Here is an 18,034-nt window from a genome sequence, read left to right as displayed (position 1 = left end):
GCCTCCCGAATCCATTGCTCGCCGTCGGCGAGGAGAGCCGAGTCATGTCTCGAGACACCGAATCGATGTCCCTGGAGGAGAAGAAGCAGCTGCTGAAGCGCCTCTTGGCGCGACAGGACGCGGCCCCGCGGGTGGCGGCGGTGCAGGAGCCCTTCGCCCTCTCCTACGGCCAGGCCGCGCTGTTCCACCTGCACCAGTCCGACCCGGACAACCACGCGTACCACACGCTGTTCTCCTTCCGCGTGCACGGCCCGCTGGACGTGGAGGCCCTGCGCCGCGCGGCCGAGGTGCTGGTGGAGCGGCACGAGGTGCTGCGCACCACCTACGGCGTCAGCGATGACGGGCGGCTGCTCCAGCGCGTCCAGGAGAAGGGCACGCTCCCCTTCACCCTGAATGACTCGCGCGGCGTGTCCCCGGCGGAGGTGCGCCGCCGCCTCATCGAGGAGGTGCGCAAGCCCTTCGACCTGACGACGGGGCCGGTGGCCCGGCTGAGCGTCACCCGCGTGGACGGCGGCGAGCACCTGGTGGTCTTCACCCAGCACCACGTCTCCAACGACGCGCGGGCGCTGCAGGTGCTCCAGCGGGAGCTGCTCGAGCTTTACGGTCAGCTCGTCACCGGGGGCACGGCGAGCCTGCCGGCGCCTCGCGCGCAGTACCGCCAGTTCGTGGAGTGGGAGCAGGCGCTGCTCGGCGGTCCTCGGGGCGAGGTGCTGGAGCGCTACTGGAAGGAGCGCCTGGCGGGAGCGCCTCCCGCGCTGGAGCTGCCCACGGACAAGCCCCGGCCCGCGGAGCAGGGCTGCCACGGTGACACCGTCATCCACGAGCTGGACCGGGGGCTGGTGCGCCGCGCGGAGGCCCGGGCGCGTGAGCAGGGCGTGACGCTGTACACCTTCCTGCTCGCGTGCTTCCACGTGCTGCTGTCGCGGCACACCGGCCAGCGCGACGTGCTGGTGGGGACGCCCACCAACACGCTCATGTCCGCGGAGGACGTGGCGCTGCAGGAGGTCGTCGGCTACGCCGTCAACCCCGTGGTGGTGCGCTCCTCGGTGGACGAGGGGCTGGGCTTCGGCGCCTTCGCGCGCGAGCTGCAGAAGCGGGTGCTGGAGGCGCTGGAGCACCAGGCGTACCCGTTCCCGCAGCTGGTGGCGAAGCTGGGCGGGCCCCGGGACGCGTCGCGCCCGCCGGTCTTCCAGGTGATGTTCAACTACCTGCCGGTCAGCGACCGCGACCCGCTGGCGATGCTCGGCCTGTCCGTGGACGAGGGCCGCACGTTCCAGGTGCACGGGCTGACGCTGTCGCCGTACGTGCTGCCGCAGCAGGAGGCCCAGTTCGACGTGGGCATGGAGTGCCTGAAGCTGGGCGAGCGGCTGGTGCTGGCGCTGCACTACAACGCGGACCTCTTCCTGGCGCGGACCGCGCGGCGGCTGCTGGAGCGCTTCGAGTGCCTGCTGGCGGACGCGGTGGAGCGCCCGTCGGCCACGTGTGACGCTCTGGAGGTGGTGTCCGCGTCCGAGCGCGAGGAGCTGCTGCTGGGCTTGAACCCCCGGCCCATGGACTGGGTGGACGGGCCTTCCATGGTGGACCTGGTGGAGGAGCAGGTGCGCCGCACGCCGGACGCCGTGGCGCTGTCGGTGGGGGACACGCACCTGACGTACCGCGAGCTGAACGCGCGGGCCAACCGCCTGGCGCACTACCTGCGCGCGCACCATGGGGCCGGCCCGGACGTGCTGGTGGGGCTGATGGTGGACCGCACCGAGTGGCTGCTCATCGGCACGCTCGGCATCCTCAAGTCCGGCGCGGCCTACGTGCCCATCGACCCGGCGTACCCGCCTGAGCGCGTGCGCTACCTGCTGCAGGACAGCAGCAGCCGCGTCCTGCTCACCGAGCCGCAGCTCCTGGAGACGGCGCGCCAGGGCTCGCCCGCGGGGTGCGTGGACATCACCACCGCGCGGGGGGGACTCGGACGAGGACGTGGCGCACCGTCCCGGCTGCGAGGACCTGGCGTACGTCATCTACACGTCCGGTTCCACGGGCCGGCCCAAGGGGACGCTCATCGAGCACCACAGCGCGGTGTCCTTCCTGCGCTGGTGCCAGACGGAGTTCCGCGCGACGGACTTCGACGTCACTTTCTTCGGCACGTCGTACTGCTTCGACCTGTCCATCTTCGAGATGTTCTACACGCTGTCGGTGGGGCGGCGGGTCCGCCTGCTGCGCAACAGCCTGCAGATCTCCGAGTACCTGGACAGCGAGTCGCGCATCCTCGTGAACACGGTGCCCTCCGTGGTGAAGGAGCTGCTCGCGGCGGGCGCGGACCTGGGCAACGTCACCGTGCTGAACATGGCGGGCGAGCCCATCCCGCAGAGCGTGATGTCCCAGCTGGAGGGCCTGCCCATCCAGGTGCGCAACCTGTACGGCCCCAGCGAGGACACGACGTACAGCACCTGCTACCGCTTCCCGGGCGACGACCCGAAGGTGCTCATCGGCAAGCCGCTGGCGAACACGCGCGTCTACATCCTCGACAAGGACCTGCGGCTGGTGCCCCGGGGCGTGCCCGGCGAGCTGTGCCTGTCGGGGGACGGCCTGGCGCGTGGGTACCTGGACCGGCCGGACCTGACGGCCGAGCGCTTCGTGCCGGACCCGTTCATGCCCGGCCGGCGCATGTACCGCACGGGTGACGTGGCGCAGTGGCGCGCGGATGGGAACCTCGACTACCTGGGCCGGCGCGATGACCAGGTGAAGCTCAACGGCTACCGCATCGAGCTGGGCGAAATCGAGGTGGCGCTGTCGAAGCACCCCGCCACGCGCGAGGTGCTGGTGCTGGCCAGGCCCGGGCCCTCGCGGGACATGGAGCTGGTGGCGTGGCTGGTGTGCTCGGAGAAGGTGGAGCCGCGCGAGCTGCGGGCGTTCCTGGAGCAGCGCCTGCCGCGCTTCATGGTGCCGGGGCACTTCGTGTTCCTGGACGCGTTCCCGCTCACGCCGAACGGGAAGATCGACAAGAAGGCGCTGGCGGCGCCGGTGGCCGCGGCCTCCCGGAGCGCGATGCCTCCCGTCGCGCCTCGCAGCGAGCTGGAGCGCGCACTGCACGAGCTGTGGGGGCACGCGCTGCGCGGCGCGCACTTCGGCATCGACGACAACTTCTTCGACGTGGGCGGCAGCTCGCTGCACCTGACGCAGATCCACATGTCGTTGCAGCGGCGGCTGGGCCGGAAGATGCCGATGACGGAGCTGTACCGCTTCCCGACCATCCGCGCGCTGGCCGAGTACCTGGACCGGGGTCCCGAGAAGCAGGCCGAGCCGTCGAACGACGAGCGGGCCGAGCGCCTGCGCAAGCAGGAGCAGTTCTTCCGGGCGCGCAAGGCGCGTCGGAGCTGAGTCACCCCGAGGCACGGGCCGACGAGGCCCGACGTGAAGGTTCATGGCCCCGGCGTGGGCGGAAGAGGCGTGGAGATGACGGCTGAAAGTTCGATGTCGGAGCAGGCCATTCAGGCGTGGCTCGTCGCGCGAGTCACCGCGCTGTTGGGCCTGGAGACGCTGGACCCCCAGGAGCGGCTGAGCCGCTACGGGCTGGACTCCGTGAAGGTCGTGGCCTTGATGACGGAGCTGTCCGGCGTGCTGGGCCGCCCCGTGTCGCCCCTGCTGTTCTGGCGGCACCCGTCGATTCACGCGCTGGCGGCGGCGCTGTCGGGCCGCGTGGAGCCGGAGGCCCGGCCGGTGGCGACGACGTCGGCCTCGCGCCCGGTGGATGAGCCCATCGCGGTCGTGGGCCTGGCGTGCCGCATGCCGGGGGCGCCGGACGTGGCCTCGTTCTGGCGACGGCTGTGCGAGGGCTACGACGCCATGCGCGAGGTGCCGGCGGAGCGCTGGGACATCGACGCGTACCACGACACCGAGCTCCAGGCCCCGGGGAAGATGGTGGCGCGCCGGGCGTCCTTCGTGGACGGCGTGCAGGGCTTCGACCCGCTCTTCTTCGGCATCTCCCCGCGCGAGGCGGCGGAGATGGACCCGCAGCAGCGGCTGATGCTGGAGCTGGCGTGGGAGGTGCTGGAGGACGCGGGCGTGCCGGCGACGGGGCTGCGTGACTCGAGCACCGGCGTCTTCGTGGGCGCCATCTGGCACGACTACGCGGTGCTGCACCAGAACGCGTGCGCGGCCGTCACGCCGCACACCGCGACGGGACAGGCGCTCAACATCGTGGCCAACCGCATCTCCTACGCGCTGGGCCTGCGCGGGCCGAGCGTCACGCTGGACACGGCGTGCTCGTCGTCGCTGGTGGCCGCGCACCTGGCCTGTCAGAGCCTGCGCGCGGGGGAGTGCCGGCTGGCGCTGGTGGGCGGCGTCAACCTGCTGCTCGCGCCGGAGACCAGCGTGGCGCTCACCAAGTTCGGTGGGCTGTCGCCGGATGGCGCGAGCAAGGCCTTCGCCGCGGACGCCAACGGCTTCGCGCGCGGCGAGGGCGCGGGCATGGTGGCGCTGATGCCGCTGTCGGCGGCGCAGGCGGCCGGTGTTCCCGTCTACTGCGTCATCCGCGGTGGCGCGGTGAACAACAACGGCTTCGGCAACGGCCTGACGGCGCCCAGCGCGGCGGCCCAGGAGTCGCTGCTGCGTGACGCGTACGCGCGCGCCGGGGTGACGCCCAGCCGTGTGCACTACGTGGAGACGCACGGCCCTGGCACGGCCCTGGGCGACCCCATCGAGGCGGGGGCCCTGGGCACGGTGCTGGGCGAGGGGCGGGACGCGGAGCGCGCGCTGCTCATCGGCTCGGTGAAGACGAACATCGGTCACCTGGAGGGCGCGGCGGGCATCGCCGGTCTGCTCAAGGTGGTGCTGGCGCTGTCGCACCGCCGCGTGCCGCCCAACCTGCACTTCGACGCGCCCAATCCGCTCATCGACTTCGGGACGCTGCGCCTGAAGGTCCCCGAGCGGCTGTCGCCCTGGCCCGCGGAGGACGAGAGGGCGCTCGCGGGCGTGAGCGCCTTCGGGTGGGGCGGGACGAACTGTCACCTGGTGCTGGAGGAGGCCCCGGGCTCGCGCGCGGAGCTCCTGCCGCTGGCGGCGTCGGATGCGGCGAGCCTGCGCGCCGAGGTCGAGAAGGTGGGGGCCCGCGCGTCTGACGCCGCGTCCCTCGAGACGCTGGCGGAGCTGTGCCAGCCGTGGGCGCGCGACGTGGGCGAGGGCTCGCACCGGGTGGCCTTCACGGCCCGCTCGCGCGCGGAGCTGGCGGAACAGGCCCGGGCCTTCCTGGCGGGGCAGGAGCGCGTCGGGCTGGTGGTGGGCAAGGGCGAGCGGCCCGCTCCGCGCATCGCCTTCGTGTGCACGCCCCAGGGCTCCCAGTGGGACGGCATGGGACGCGAGCTGCTGCACCGCGAGCCGGTGTTCCGCGCGAAGGTGGAGGCGCTGGACGCGGCCTTCCGGCCCCTGGCGGGCTGGTCGCTGGTGGAGGCGCTGGTGACGCCGCATCCGCGCGCCGAGGACGCGGACGTGGTGCAGCCGCTGCTCTTCGCGGTGCAGGTGGGGCTCGCGGCCTTGTGGCGCTCGTGGGGCGTGGAGCCGGAGGTGGTGGTGGGCCACAGCCTGGGCGAGGTGGTGGCCGCCTGCATCACCGGCGCGCTCGGCACCGAGGACTCCGTCTGGCTGGTGCACCACTACAGCCGGTTGCAGCAGCGCACCGCGGGCCGCAGCGGCATGGCGCTGGTGGGCCTGCCGGGCGTCGAGGTGGAGGTGCTGCTGACGCCCCTGGAGGGGCGGGTGGTGGTGGCGGGCTTCAACGACCCGTCGACGACGGTGGTGTCCGGTGAGGCGGGGGCGCTCGACGCGCTGCTCGCGGACCTGTCCTCGCACGGCGTGTTCTGCTCGCGCATCCCCGTCAACGTGGCCGCGCACAGCCCGGAGATGGACGCCATCCGCGAGGACCTGGACGCGGCCTTCGCGCGGATGAAGCCCCGGATGAGCGCTCCGCGCTGGGTGTCCACGGTGACGGGAGAGGACCTGGAGGGCGCGTCGCTGGAGGCGTCCTACTGGAGCCGCAACCTCCGCCAGCCGGTGCGCTTCACGCAGGCGGTGGAGAAGCTGGCGGCGGAGGGCATCGACACCTTCGTGGAGCTGAGCGCGCACCCGGTGATGCGTCGCTCGCTCGAGCAGGCGCTGGCCCGGACGGAGCGGAAGGCGCTGACGGTGGCCTCGATGCGGCGCGACGACGCGCGCGGGGGCCTGCTGGATGCGCTGGGCGCGCTGTACGCCTGGGGCGTGTCGGTCTGCTGGCCGGGGACTCCGACGGTGGACGGCGCGGTGCTGCTGCCGCTGTCCGCCCGGACGCCGCGGGCGCTGACGGACCTGGCGCGCTCGCTGGTGCCGCATTGCGACCCCGCGTCGTCGACGTCGCTCGCGGATATCGCCGCGACGCTGGCGCTGCACCGCTCCCCGCTGGACCAGCGACTGGCGCTCGTGGCCAGGGACCTGGCGGGCGCGCGCGAGGGGCTGGAGGCCTTCCTGCGGCAGGAGCCGCGTCCGGGGCTCGTGGTGGGACAGGGGCCCGCGTCCTCGCGGACGCCCGTGGTGTTCGTGTTCCCCGGCCAGGGCTCCCAGTGGGTGGGCATGGGGCGTGAGCTGCTCCGGAGCGAGCCCGTCTTCCGCGCGGCGATGGAGGACTGCGACGCGGCGCTGAAGGCCTTCGTGGACTGGTCGCTGCTCGAGGTGCTGGCGTCGAGTGATGCGGGCTGGCTGGAGCGCATCGACGTGGTGCAGCCCGCGCTCTTCTCCATGCAGGTGGGGCTCGCGCGGCTGTGGCGCTCGTGGGGCATCACCCCGGACGCGGTGGTGGGGCACAGCATGGGCGAGGTGGCCGCGGCGCACGTGGCTGGCGCCCTGACGCTGGAGGACGCGGCGCGCATCATCTGCCGCCGCAGCCGGCTGCTCCTTCGCACCAGCGGCCAGGGCGCCATGGCGGTGACGGAGCTGTCGCTCGACGAGGCGCGCGAGGTGCTGCGTGGCGTGGAGGACCGGCTCTCGGTGGCCGCGAGCAACAGCCCTCGCTCCACGGTGCTCTCCGGAGACCCCCAGGCGCTCCAGCAGGTGTTGGAGACGCTGACGCAGCGTCAGGTCTTCTGCCGGCCGGTGAAGGTCAACGTGGCCTCGCACAGCCCGCAGATGGAGCCGCTGCGCGCGGAGCTGTTGGAGCTGCTCGACGGGCTCTCCCCTCGCGCGAGCGAGGTGGCGCTGCACTCGACGGTGCTCGGGCGCGTGGCGGAGGGGACGGAGCTGACGCCCGCGTACTGGGTGCGCAACCTGAGAGAGCCGGTGCTGCTGTCGCAGGTGGTGGAGTCCCTGGTGGCCACGGGCCACGGGCTGTTCGTCGAGGTGAGCGCGCACCCGGTGCTGCTGCCCTCCATCGAGCAGACGCTCGCGCATCTGGGCAAGCCGGGCACGGTGCTGCCGTCCTTGCGGCGCGAGCAGCCCGAGCGGGTGGTGATGCTGGAGTCGCTCGGCCGCCTCTACACCGAGGGGCGCGAGGTCTCCTGGCGCGCGGTGACACCCGCGGAGGGCCGTCAGGTGTCGCTGCCCACGTACCCGTGGCAGCGGGACCGGTACTGGTTCCAGCCGGGCGCGGCGGGGGCTTCGCGGAGCGCGGGACAGGGACACGCGGTGCTCGGGGTGTCGCGCCGCTCCTCGCTCCGGCCGGGGGCGCGGTTCTGGGACGTGGATGTGGCGGTGGAGAAGCTGCCGTACCTGAAGGACCACCGCGTGCAGGGCACGGTGGTGCTCCCGGCGGCGGCCTATCTGGACTGGGCGCTGGCCGCGGCGCGCGAGGGGCTGGGCGAGGGGACGTGGGCCCTGGAGGACGTGCGCATCGACGAGGCGCTGGCGCTGCCCGAGGAGGGCTCGCGGCCGACGCAGCTCGTGCTGACGTCGGAGTCGGCGCAGGGCGCGTCGTTCAAGGTCTCCAGCTTCGTGCCCGTGTCGGGCGAGAGCGCGGAGGTGTGGACGGTGCACGCGTCCGGCACCGTGAGACCGCTGGCCACGGAGCCCACGCCGTCCGCTGTGTCGTTGGACGAGGTGAGACGTCGGTGCACGCAGGTCCGCGAGGGCTCCGCGCACTACGGCGAGATGGAGGAGCGCGGCCTGAGCTACGGCCCGACGTTCCAGGGGCTGCGCGAGGTGTGGCGTCGCGACGGTGAGGCGCTGGGGCGGCTGGAGGTGCCCGAGGCGCTGGGCGCCGTGCGAGGGCTGCACCCGGCGATGCTCGACGCGAGCCTGCAGGTGCTCCTGGAGGCGTTCCCGTCGGGCGGTGGCACCCACGTCCCGGTGCGCGTGCGCCGCTTCGCGGTGAGTCGCGCGGGCACGCCGGTGCGTTGGGCACACGCTCGCCTGTCGGAGCCCGCGGCAGGGGAGACGACTCGGCAGGGAGACGTGTGGCTCCTCGATGCGGAGGGCCTGCCGGTCGCCGAGGTGCGCGGCATGGTGCTGGCGCCCCTGGCGGGACAGCGGGACGCGCGTCTGGTGGCCCAGGACCGGGCGCTGTTCGAGATGGCGTGGCACCGCGTGGACGCGCCCGCGACGTCGCCGTCCGCGGAGGCGCCTTGGCTCGTGCTGATGGATGGCCAGGGGCATGGCGCCGCGCTCGTGAGCCAGCTCGAAGCGCGGGGCGGCACGTGCGTGAAGGTCGAGGTGGGGGCGGAGTTCCGCAAGCTCGGCGCCCGGCACTTCGCGGTGGCCCCCGGTTCGCGCGAGCACTTCCAACGACTGCTGACCGAGGCCTTCTCCGAGGGCGAGTCGTGCGGAGGCGTGGTGTACCTGTGGGCGCTCGAGGCCTCCGAGGTGGAGGTGTCCGGAGCCCGCGCGAGCGACGAGGCCGAGCGGCTGTGCGGCGGCGCGCTGCACCTGGTGCAGGAGTTGACCCGCGCGGGGTGGCGGACCGCGCCCCGGCTGTGGCTGGTGACGAAGGGCGCGCAGGCCGTGGGCGGAGAGCCCCGGGTGAACGCGGTGCAGGGCTCGCTGTGGGGCCTGGGCCGCGTGGTGTCGCACGAGCACCCGGAGCTGCGGTGCACCTGTGTCGATGTCGAGGCGCTGTCCCCGGACGCGGCGGCCTCGCTGCTGGCGGCGGAGCTGCTCGCGGGCGCGAAGGACGAGCAGGTCGCGCTGCGCACCCAGGGACGGCACGCGGCGCGACTGGCGCGGCGTCTCCCGGTGGATGCGTCGCGCGAGTCCACCGAGCCGAGGCTCCCCGTCGAGGGGCGCGCCTTCCGGGTGGAGATTCCCACGCCCGGTGTGCTGGACCGGTTGGTGGCGCGGGTGGCCGAGCGACGTCTTCCGGGGCGTGGCGAGGTGGAGGTCCAGGTGGAGGCGGCGGCCCTCAACTTCATCGACGTGATGAAGGCGATGGGCATCTACCCGGGCCTGCCTCCCGGGCCCGTCTCGCTGGGCGGTGAGTGCGCGGGCCGCGTGGTGTCCGTGGGTGAGGGCGTCACGGGGCTCTCTGTCGGACAGCGCGTGGTGGCGGTGGCCGGAGGCAGCCTGGGCTCGCACGTCATCGCGGACGCGCGCTTCGTGCGCCCGTGCCCCGAGGGCATGAGCGCCGAGGACGTGTCCACCGTGCCGCTCGTCTTCATGACGGCGTGGTACGCGCTGGAGCACCTGGGGCGGCTCCAGAAGGGGGAGCGAGTCCTCATCCACTCCGCGGCGGGCGGACTGGGACTCGCGGCGGTGCAGGTGGCCCAGGCCCGGGGCGCTGAAATCTTCGCCACCGCGGGCACGCCCGAGAAGCGCGAGTTCCTGCGCACCCTCGGCATCGCCCATGTCATGGACTCGCGCACGCTGGCCTTCGCCGACGAGGTGAAGCGCCTGACGAACGGCGAGGGCGTGGACGTGGTGCTCAACTCGCTCTCCGGTGACGCGATTCCGCGCGGCCTGGAGCTGCTCGGTCCGGAGGGGCGCTTCCTGGAGGTCGGCAAGCGCGACATCTACGACGGCCGCGCGCTGGAGCTCACGCCGTTCCGCAAGAGCATCTCGTACACGGCCATCGACCTGGCGGGACTCCAGGAGCGCAAGCCCGTGTTGTTCGCGCGGCTGCTCCAGGAGGTGATGGAGCAGGTGGAGTCGGGCGCGCTGCGACCGCTGCCGTACCAGCGCTTCCCCGTCTCGCGGGTGGCGGACGCCTTCCGTGAGATGGCGCAGGGTCGGCACACCGGCAAGCTCGTCATCGGCATGGAGGACCCCTCGCTGAAGGTGGCCCCCGCGCGCTCGGGCTTCCGCGTGCGAGCGGACGGCACGTATCTGGTGACGGGTGGTCTGGGTGGACTGGGCCTCTCCGCGGCGAAGTGGCTGGTGGAGCACGGCGCGCGGAACCTGCTCCTGATGGGTCGCTCGTCTCCGTCGGAGACCGCGCGCAAGACGCTGACGGAGCTGGAGACGCAGGGCGCGCGAGTCGTCGTGGCCCAGGCCGACGTCGCGGACGCGGAGCAACTGCGCGCCGCGCTGGCCAGGACGCGTGACGGAGCGCTGCCGCCCCTGCGCGGCGTGCTGCACTGCGCGGGCGTGCTGGAGGACGCCACCCTGGCGCGACTGACGCCGTCGCACCTGCGCACGGTGATGGCGCCAAAGGTGCGCGGCGCGTGGAACCTGCACGAGCTGACGCGAGGCGAGGTCCTGGACTTCTTCGTCCTCTATTCGTCCGTGGCGTCGCTGCTGGGCCTGCCGGGCCAGGGCAACTACGCGGCGGCGAACGCGGCGATGGACTCGCTGGCGCACCACCGGCGCGCGGTGGGGCTGCCCGCGACGAGCGTCAACTGGGGGCCGTTCTCCGACGTGGGCCTGGCCGCCGCGCAGTCCAACCGTGGCGAGCGCCTGGCGTACCAGGGCATGGCGAGCTTCGTCGCGCGTGAAGGAGAGGAGCTGCTCCAGCGGCTGCTCGACGAGGGCGCCACGCAGGCCGCCGCGGTGCGCCTGGACGTGCGCCAGTGGCTGGAGTTCTTCCCCTCCGTGGCGCCGCTGCGCGTCTGGTCCGAGCTGAGCGCGGAGGGACGCGGCGAGGTGGCCCGTCCCGGCTCGGACTTCCTGGGCACGCTGAAGCAGGCGGAGCCGGGCGCGCGCCTGGAGATGCTGGAATCACACCTGCGCGAGCGGATTGCCCAGGTGCTGCGGCTGGAGCCCTCGCGCGTGGGCCGGGCGGACCCGTTCCGGGCGCTGGGCCTGGACTCGCTGATGAGCCTGGAGCTTCGCAACCGTGTCGAGGCATCCCTGGGGCTCAAGCTCTCCGCGACGCTCCTGTGGACGCACTCCACGCTCGGCGCGCTGAGCGTCCACCTGCTCGAAAGACTCGAGCTCGCGCCGGTGCGCGAGCCCTCAACCCCTTCGCCGTCGAAGGCGAACCAGGAGCGTCCAGCCGACGAGTCCGCCGCGGAGCTCGCGGCCCTCTCGGATGAGCACCTGCTGGACCTCTTCGACGATGCGCTGACCGCGCTGGAGAACGAATCGTGAGTGACGCGACCAAGGAGAACGAACTGAAGCAGCGCATGGCTCGCGCCGTGCTCGCGATGCAGAAGGTGCAGGCGAAGCTCGACACGCTCGAGAAGGCGCGCACCGAGCCCATCGCCATCGTCGGCATGGGGTGCCGCTTCCCGGGTGGGGCGGACTCGCCCGAGGCCTACTGGAAGCTGCTCGACGAGGGCCGGGACGCCGTGCGCCGTGAGCCGGCGTCGCGCCGCACGGGCGCCGACACGGGCACGCCGCGCTGGGGCGGGTACCTGGACGAGGTGGACGGCTTCGACGCGGACTTCTTCGGCATCTCCCCGCGCGAGGCGGCGAGCCTGGACCCGCAGCAGCGGCTGCTGCTGGAGGTGAGCTGGGAGGCGCTGGAGGACGCGGGGCAGAACCCGGAGAAGCTCCTGGGCTCGTCCACGGGCGTCTTCGTGGGCATCACCGGCAACGACTACGAGCGCGTGCTGCCCATGGGCGCGGACCAGCTCGACGCGTACTACATCACGGGCAACGGCCACTGCTTCCCGCCCGGTCGCATCTCCTACGTGCTGGGCCTCCAGGGGCCGAGCCTCGCGGTGGACACGGCGTGCTCGTCGTCGCTCGTCGCGGTGCACCTGGCCTGTCAGAGCCTGCGGCTGGGCGAGTGCAACCTGGCGCTCGCGGGCGGCGTCAACCTCATCCTGGACTCGCTGAGCACGGAGATGATTGCCCGCACGCAGTCGCTGTCTCCGAACGGGCGGTGCAGCACCTTCGATGCGTGGGCCAACGGCTTCGTGCGCGGTGAGGGCTGCGGCGTCATCGTGCTCAAGCGCCTGTCGGACGCGCAGGCGGACGGGGATACCATCCTCGCCGTGGTGCGGGGCTCGGCCATCAATCAGGACGGCCGCTCGACGGGGCTGACGGCGCCGAACGTGCTCGCGCAGCAGGCGCTCCTGCGCCAGGCGCTGGCGAACGCGCGCGTGGAGCCCTCGGCCATCGGCTACATCGAGGCGCACGGCACGGGCACATCGCTGGGTGACCCCATCGAGGTGGAGGCCCTGGCCGACGTGGTGGGCGCGCCGAGGGCGGATGGGAGCCAGTGCGCGCTGGCGTCCGTGAAGACGAACCTGGGCCACCTGGAGTCCGCGGCGGGCATCGCGGGCCTGATGAAGGTGGTGCTGTCGATGCGCAACGAGCGCATCCCCAAGCACCTGAACTTCACCCGGCTCAACCCGCGCATCCGCATGGACGGTACGGCCTTCGTCATCCCGGCGGAGAGCGCGCTGCCGTGGGCCCGCTCGCAGAAGCCGAGGCTCGCGGGCGTCAGCTCGTTCGGCATGAGCGGGACCAACGCGCACGTCGTGCTGGAGGAGGCGCCCGTGCGCGCGGTGCCTTCGGCGGCGCCGAGCCGGCCCCCCTCGAACCTGCTGCTCCTGACGGCGAAGTCGGAGGACGCGCTCGCCGAGCAGGTCCGTCAGTACGCGAGCCACCTGTCCGCGCACCCGGAGCTGGACGCGGCGGACGTGTGCTTCACCGCGAACACCACGCGAGCGCGCTTTGCTCACCGTCTGGCGGTGGTGGGCGGCTCGACGCAGGCGCTGGCGGAGGCGCTGCAGGGCTTCGCGAAGGGGGACGTCTCGGACGCCGTGGCCTCGGCGGAGGCCGCGCCCCAGGCCCCGCGGGTGGCCTTCCTGTTCACGGGGCAGGGCAGCCAGTACGTGGGCATGGGCCGTGAGCTGTACGCGACCTCGCCCGTGTTCCGTGAGGCGCTGGACCGGTGCGCCGCGCTGCTGAAGCCCCGCATGGAGCTGCTGTCGGTGCTCTTCCCGGCGGAGGGCGCGACGTCGCCCATCGACCAGACGGAGTACAGCCAGCCGGCGCTGTTCGCGCTGGAGTACGCGCTGGCGCAGGTGTGGAAGAGTTGGGGCGTGGTGCCGCACGCGGTGATGGGCCACAGCGTGGGCGAGTTCGCCGCCGCCGTCGTCGCGGGCCACCTGTCCCTGGAGGATGGCCTCGCGCTCATCGCGGAGCGCGGCCGGCTGATGCAGGCGCTGCCCTCGGGAGGCGCGATGCTCAGCGTCTTCGCCACCGAGGCCCAGGTGCAGCCGCTGCTGGAGCCGCACCGGAGCCAGGTGTCGCTGGCCTGCCTCAACGCTCCTGGCCAGGTGGTGTTGTCCGGTGCGGGAGAGGTGATTGCGCGGCTGGACCAGGAACTCCAGGCGAAGGGCGTGCGCACCAAGGCGCTCGTCGTCTCGCACGCGTTCCACTCGCCGCTGATGGACCCGATGCTGGAGGCGCTGGAGTCCCAGGCGGCTCGCGTCAAGGTGCTGCCGGGGACGATTCCCCTCGTGTCGAACGTGACGGGCCGGCCCGTGGGCGCTGGCGAGCTGGGCGCGCCAGGGTACTGGCGTCGTCATGCGCGTGAGGCCGTGCGCTTCCAGGAGGGCATGGAGTCGCTGCGCGAGCTGGGCATCGACGTGTTCGTCGAGGTGGGACCCACGGCCACGCTGCTGGGCCTGGGCCGCGCGTGCCTGGGAGAGCAGCCGGCGTGGATTGCCTCGCTGCGCAAGGGGCGTCCCGACGCGGAGCAGTTGCTTGGCGCCCTGGGGCGGCTGTTCCTCCGGGGCCAGGATGTGAACTGGCGCGCGGTGGACGCGGAGCCCTCGCGACAGAAGGTGGCCCTGCCCACCTACCCGTGGCGCCGTCAGCGTCACTGGCCGTCGGAGTCTCCTCGTCTCGCGGCGGGGCGCTCGGAAAGCGCCACGGTGCACGGCGCGGTGACGGAGCTGGACGCGGGCTCGCTCTTCCAGGTGCGTTGGGAGGAGTCGACGGCGAGCGGGCAGGGCGTCCCGGGTGCCTGGATGCTGCTGTGCGACCAGGGCGGCGTGGGTGAGGCGCTGGCCGCGCGCTTCGAGCAGCAGGGCGTTCCGCACGTGAAGGTCTACGCGGGGGCCGCCTCCGCTCCGGGGGCCCTGGCCGTGGACCCGGCGGACGGCGTGGCGCTGGCGAAGCTGTGGAGGGAGGCCTTCCCGGCGAACCTGCCGCGCGCGGGCGTGGTGCACCTGTGGGGTCTGGATGCGTCGGGCGTGGAGTCGCCCGGAGCGCTGCGGACCAGCTCCCGGGAGCGCTGCATCAGCGTGGTCTCCGCGCTGCGAGCGCTCGAGTCCTCGTCGGAGCTGACCGGCCGACTGTGGGTGGTGACGCGCGGGGCCTGCGCGGTGGAGTCCTCGGCGGTCGACCCGTCGCAGGCGCTCTTGTGGGGCCTGGGCCGCGTGGCGGCGCTGGAGCATCCGGAGCGCTGGGGCGGGCTGGTGGACGTGGAGAAGGCGGAGGGCGAGCCGCTGGCGGATGCCCTCATGCACGGCGCGGGTGAGGGCGAGGAGCAGGTCGCGCTCCGGAACGGGCGTCGGTTCGTCCCCCGGCTGGAGTCGAAGCCGCTCCCCACGGCGAAGGCCACGACGCTGGCCTCGGCGGCGACGTACCTCGTCACGGGCGGCCAGGGAGAGCTCGGACTGCAGGTGGCGTGCTGGATGGTGAAGCAGGGTGCGCGGCACCTGGTGCTCACGGCGCGCAGCGCCTTCCCCGAGCGCTCCGAGTGGGAGGCCCTGGAGGCGCGCGGTGGTGACGTGGCCGTGCGCATCGCGGCGGTGAAGGAGATGGAGGCCGCGGGAGCGACGGTGGTGCTCGCGCGCGCGGACGTCTCCCGTCGTGAGCAGATGGTGGCGTTGCTGGAGAACGTGCGCGCGACGATGCCCGCGCTCAAGGGCGTGGTCCACGCGGCGGGTGTCTCCACGCACGCGCGACTGCGGGAGCTGGATGCCTCCGCGCTCGACGCCGTGCTGGCGCCGAAGGTCGAGGGCGCGTGGCACCTGCATGCGCTGACGCAAGGGGACTCGCTGGACTTCTTCGTCCTCTTCTCGTCCATCTCGGCGGTCTGGGGCTCGGTGGGCTCCGGACACTACGCGGCGGGCAACGCGTTCCTGGATGCGCTCGCGCAGCACCGGCGCGCACAGGGGCTTGTCGCGACGAGCATCAACTGGGGCCCGTGGGCGGGCCGGGGTATGGCGTCGCCGGATGCGCAGCGGTGGCTCGCGAACATGGGCGTGGACTCCCTGGAGACCCAGGAGGGGGTCGCGTGGTTCGAGCGGCTGCTCGGCGCGGACGTCACGCAGGCCACGGTGGCGCGCGTGCGGTGGGAGCGCTTCAAGCCCATCTATGAAGCCCGTGGTCCTCGGCCGTTCCTTGTGGCGATGGGGACGAAGGCCGTGGAGACCTCGGCTGCGCCGACGGCGAGCGCCGCGCCCGTGCTGGGGCGGGACGAGCTGGAGGCGGCGGTGCGCCAGCAGGTCGCGGGGGTGCTCGGGCTGGACCCGAAGCGGCCGATTCCCGCGGGACGCGGCTTCGCGGACCTGGGGATGGACTCGCTGATGGCGGTGGAGCTGAAGGAGCGGCTCCAGCGCGTGGTGGGGCAGTCGTTGCCGGCGACGCTGGCCTTCAATCATCCCAATGTGCAGGCGCTCACCGAGCACCTGCTGAGCCTCGTGGAGGAGAAGAAGCCTCGCGCGGAGGCCCCCAAGGCCGTCGCTCGCACGGACGAGCCCATCGCCATCATCGGCATGGCTTGCCGCTTCCCGGGGGACGCGAACACGCCCGAGGCGTACTGGCGCCTGTTGCGCGACGGCGTGGATGCTACGGTGGAGGTGCCGGCGGACCGCTGGGATGTGGAGGCGCTGTTCGACTCGGACCCGGAGGCGCCGGGGAAGATGTACATGCGCAAGGGCGGCTTCCTGCGCGACGTGGCGGGCTTCGAGCCGCAGTTCTTCGGCATCTCCCCGCGCGAGGCCGAGAGCATGGACCCGCAGCAGCGCCTGCTGCTGGAGGTCGGCTGGGAGGCGCTGGAGCGCTCGGGCATCAACGCGGATTCACTGCGAGAGACGAACACGGGCGTCTTCGTGGGCGTCACCGCGTCGGACTACTCGCGCGTCATCCTCAATCAGGACGCGGCGGCGGTGGATGCGTACTTCGCCTCGGGCACCTCGCTGAACGTGGTCGCCGGTCGCCTGTCGTTCGCGCTCGGGCTGCACGGTCCGAGCATGGCGGTGGACACGGCGTGCTCGTCGTCGCTGGTGGCACTGCACCTGGCCTGCCAGAGCCTGCGCAATGGTGAGTCCACGCTCGCGCTGTCGGGCGGCGTGAATCTCATCCTCACGCCCGAGGCCACGCTGTCCATCTGCAAGGCGCACATGCTCTCGCCGGAGGGTCGGTGCAAGACGTTCGACGCCTCGGCCGACGGGTTCGCGCGCGGCGAGGGCTGCGGCGTGCTGGTGCTGAAGCGGTTGTCGGATGCGATTGCGGACGGGAACGAAGTGCTGGCGGTGATTCGCGGGACGGCGGTGAACCACGACGGTCCGAGCAGCGGGCTGACGGTGCCGAACGGGATGGCGCAGCAGGCGGTGATACGCCAGGCGCTGGAGAACGGAGGGGTGAAGGCGACGGAGGTCAGCTACCTGGAGGCGCACGGGACGGGGACGTCGCTGGGAGACCCGATTGAAGTGGACGCGATGTGGGGAGCGCTGGGTGAGGGGCGGAGCGGAGAGTCGCTGTGGCTGGGCTCGGCGAAGACGAACCTGGGGCACCTGGAGTCGGCGGCGGGAGTGGCGGCGGTGATGAAGGTGGTGCTGTCGCTGAAGAACAAGCAGTTGCCGCCGCACCTGCACTTCAAGACGCCGAACCCGCACATCGGCTGGGACCGGATGGCGGTGGAGGTACCGACGAAGCTGACGCAGTGGGAGCCCAAGCAGGGACGTCGTCTGGCCGGTGTCAGCTCGTTCGGCTTCAGCGGCACCAACGCTCACGTGGTCCTCGAGGAGGCCCCCGCGCCGCGCGAGATGCCCGCATTCCAGGAGCGCCCGAAGCACGTGCTGGTGCTTTCGGCGCGAAGCGCGAGCGCGCTGGAGGAGCAGGCGAAGCAGTACGCGGGAGCGCTGGGTGGGGCTGCGGTGGGAGACGTGTGCTTCACGGCGTCGGTGGGGAGGACGCACCTGGAGCAGCGGCTCGCGGTGGTAGGCGCTTCAGCGGAGGAGCTGAAGACGAAGCTGGAGCGCACCGTGGCGGGCGAAGCCGTGGCCGGAGTGGTGAAGGGGCAGGCGGTGGGGAAGGAGAAGAGGAAGGTGGCCTTCCTCTTCACGGGCCAGGGAAGCCAGTACGTGGGGATGGGAGAGGAGCTGTACCGGACGCAGCCGGCCTTCAAGGAAGCACTGGAAGAGTGCGCGAAGGTGCTGGAGGGAGTGCTGGAGAAGCCGCTGCTGGAGGTGATGTTCGGCCAGGGCAGCGAGCTGGACGAGACGAGGTACACGCAGCCGGCGCTCTTCGCGGTGGAGTACGCGCTGTGGAGGATGTGGAGGAGTTGGGGAGTGGAGGCGGACGCGGTGCTGGGGCACAGCGTGGGGGAGTACGTGGCGGCGGTGGTGGCCGGCGTCATGGGAGTGGAGGACGCGCTGAAGCTGGTGGCGGAGCGAGGCCGGCTGATGCAGGCGCTGGGCGGGGAGGGGGAGATGGTGGCGGTGGAGGCACCGGAGGAGTGGAT

At 72.6% G+C, this 18,034-nt stretch carries 3 protein-coding genes and 1 pseudogene; all 4 read left to right on the top strand.

The window, feature by feature from the left end; genetic code table 11:
• Positions 1–44 precede the first annotated feature (44 nt).
• Positions 45–1,895, top strand: a pseudogene (locus FL311_RS45910) (condensation domain-containing protein); the annotation flags it as partial.
• A 76-nt stretch (positions 1,896–1,971) separates the two neighbouring features.
• Positions 1,972–3,372, top strand: a complete 1,401-nt coding sequence (locus tag FL311_RS45905) for an AMP-binding protein (RefSeq protein ID WP_194869148.1) — start codon at positions 1,972–1,974, stop codon at positions 3,370–3,372.
• 75 nt (positions 3,373–3,447) lie between these two features.
• The gene (locus FL311_RS10555; RefSeq protein WP_141324821.1) at positions 3,448–11,469 is read left to right on the top strand and encodes a type I polyketide synthase; all 8,022 of its coding nucleotides are present in this window, start codon (positions 3,448–3,450) and stop codon (positions 11,467–11,469) included.
• Positions 11,466–18,034, top strand: a 6,569-nt coding sequence (locus FL311_RS10550; protein ID WP_141324820.1) for a type I polyketide synthase, incomplete at its 3' end; no start/stop codon positions are given. The genes FL311_RS10555 and FL311_RS10550, both read left to right, overlap by 4 nt.

The organism is Myxococcus sp. AB025B (assembly GCF_006518215.1).
Lineage (GTDB): Bacteria > Myxococcota > Myxococcia > Myxococcales > Myxococcaceae > Myxococcus > Myxococcus fulvus.
The sequence above is the reverse complement of the archived record's forward strand: the minus strand, read 5'-3'. Positions and strand labels throughout refer to the sequence as shown.

Bases quoted from the DNA above. Each gene is read 5' to 3' on its own strand.
- FL311_RS10555 (WP_141324821.1), top strand. From the start codon at position 3,448: ATGACGGCTGAAAGTTCGATGTCGGAGCAGGCCATTCAGGCGTGGCTC.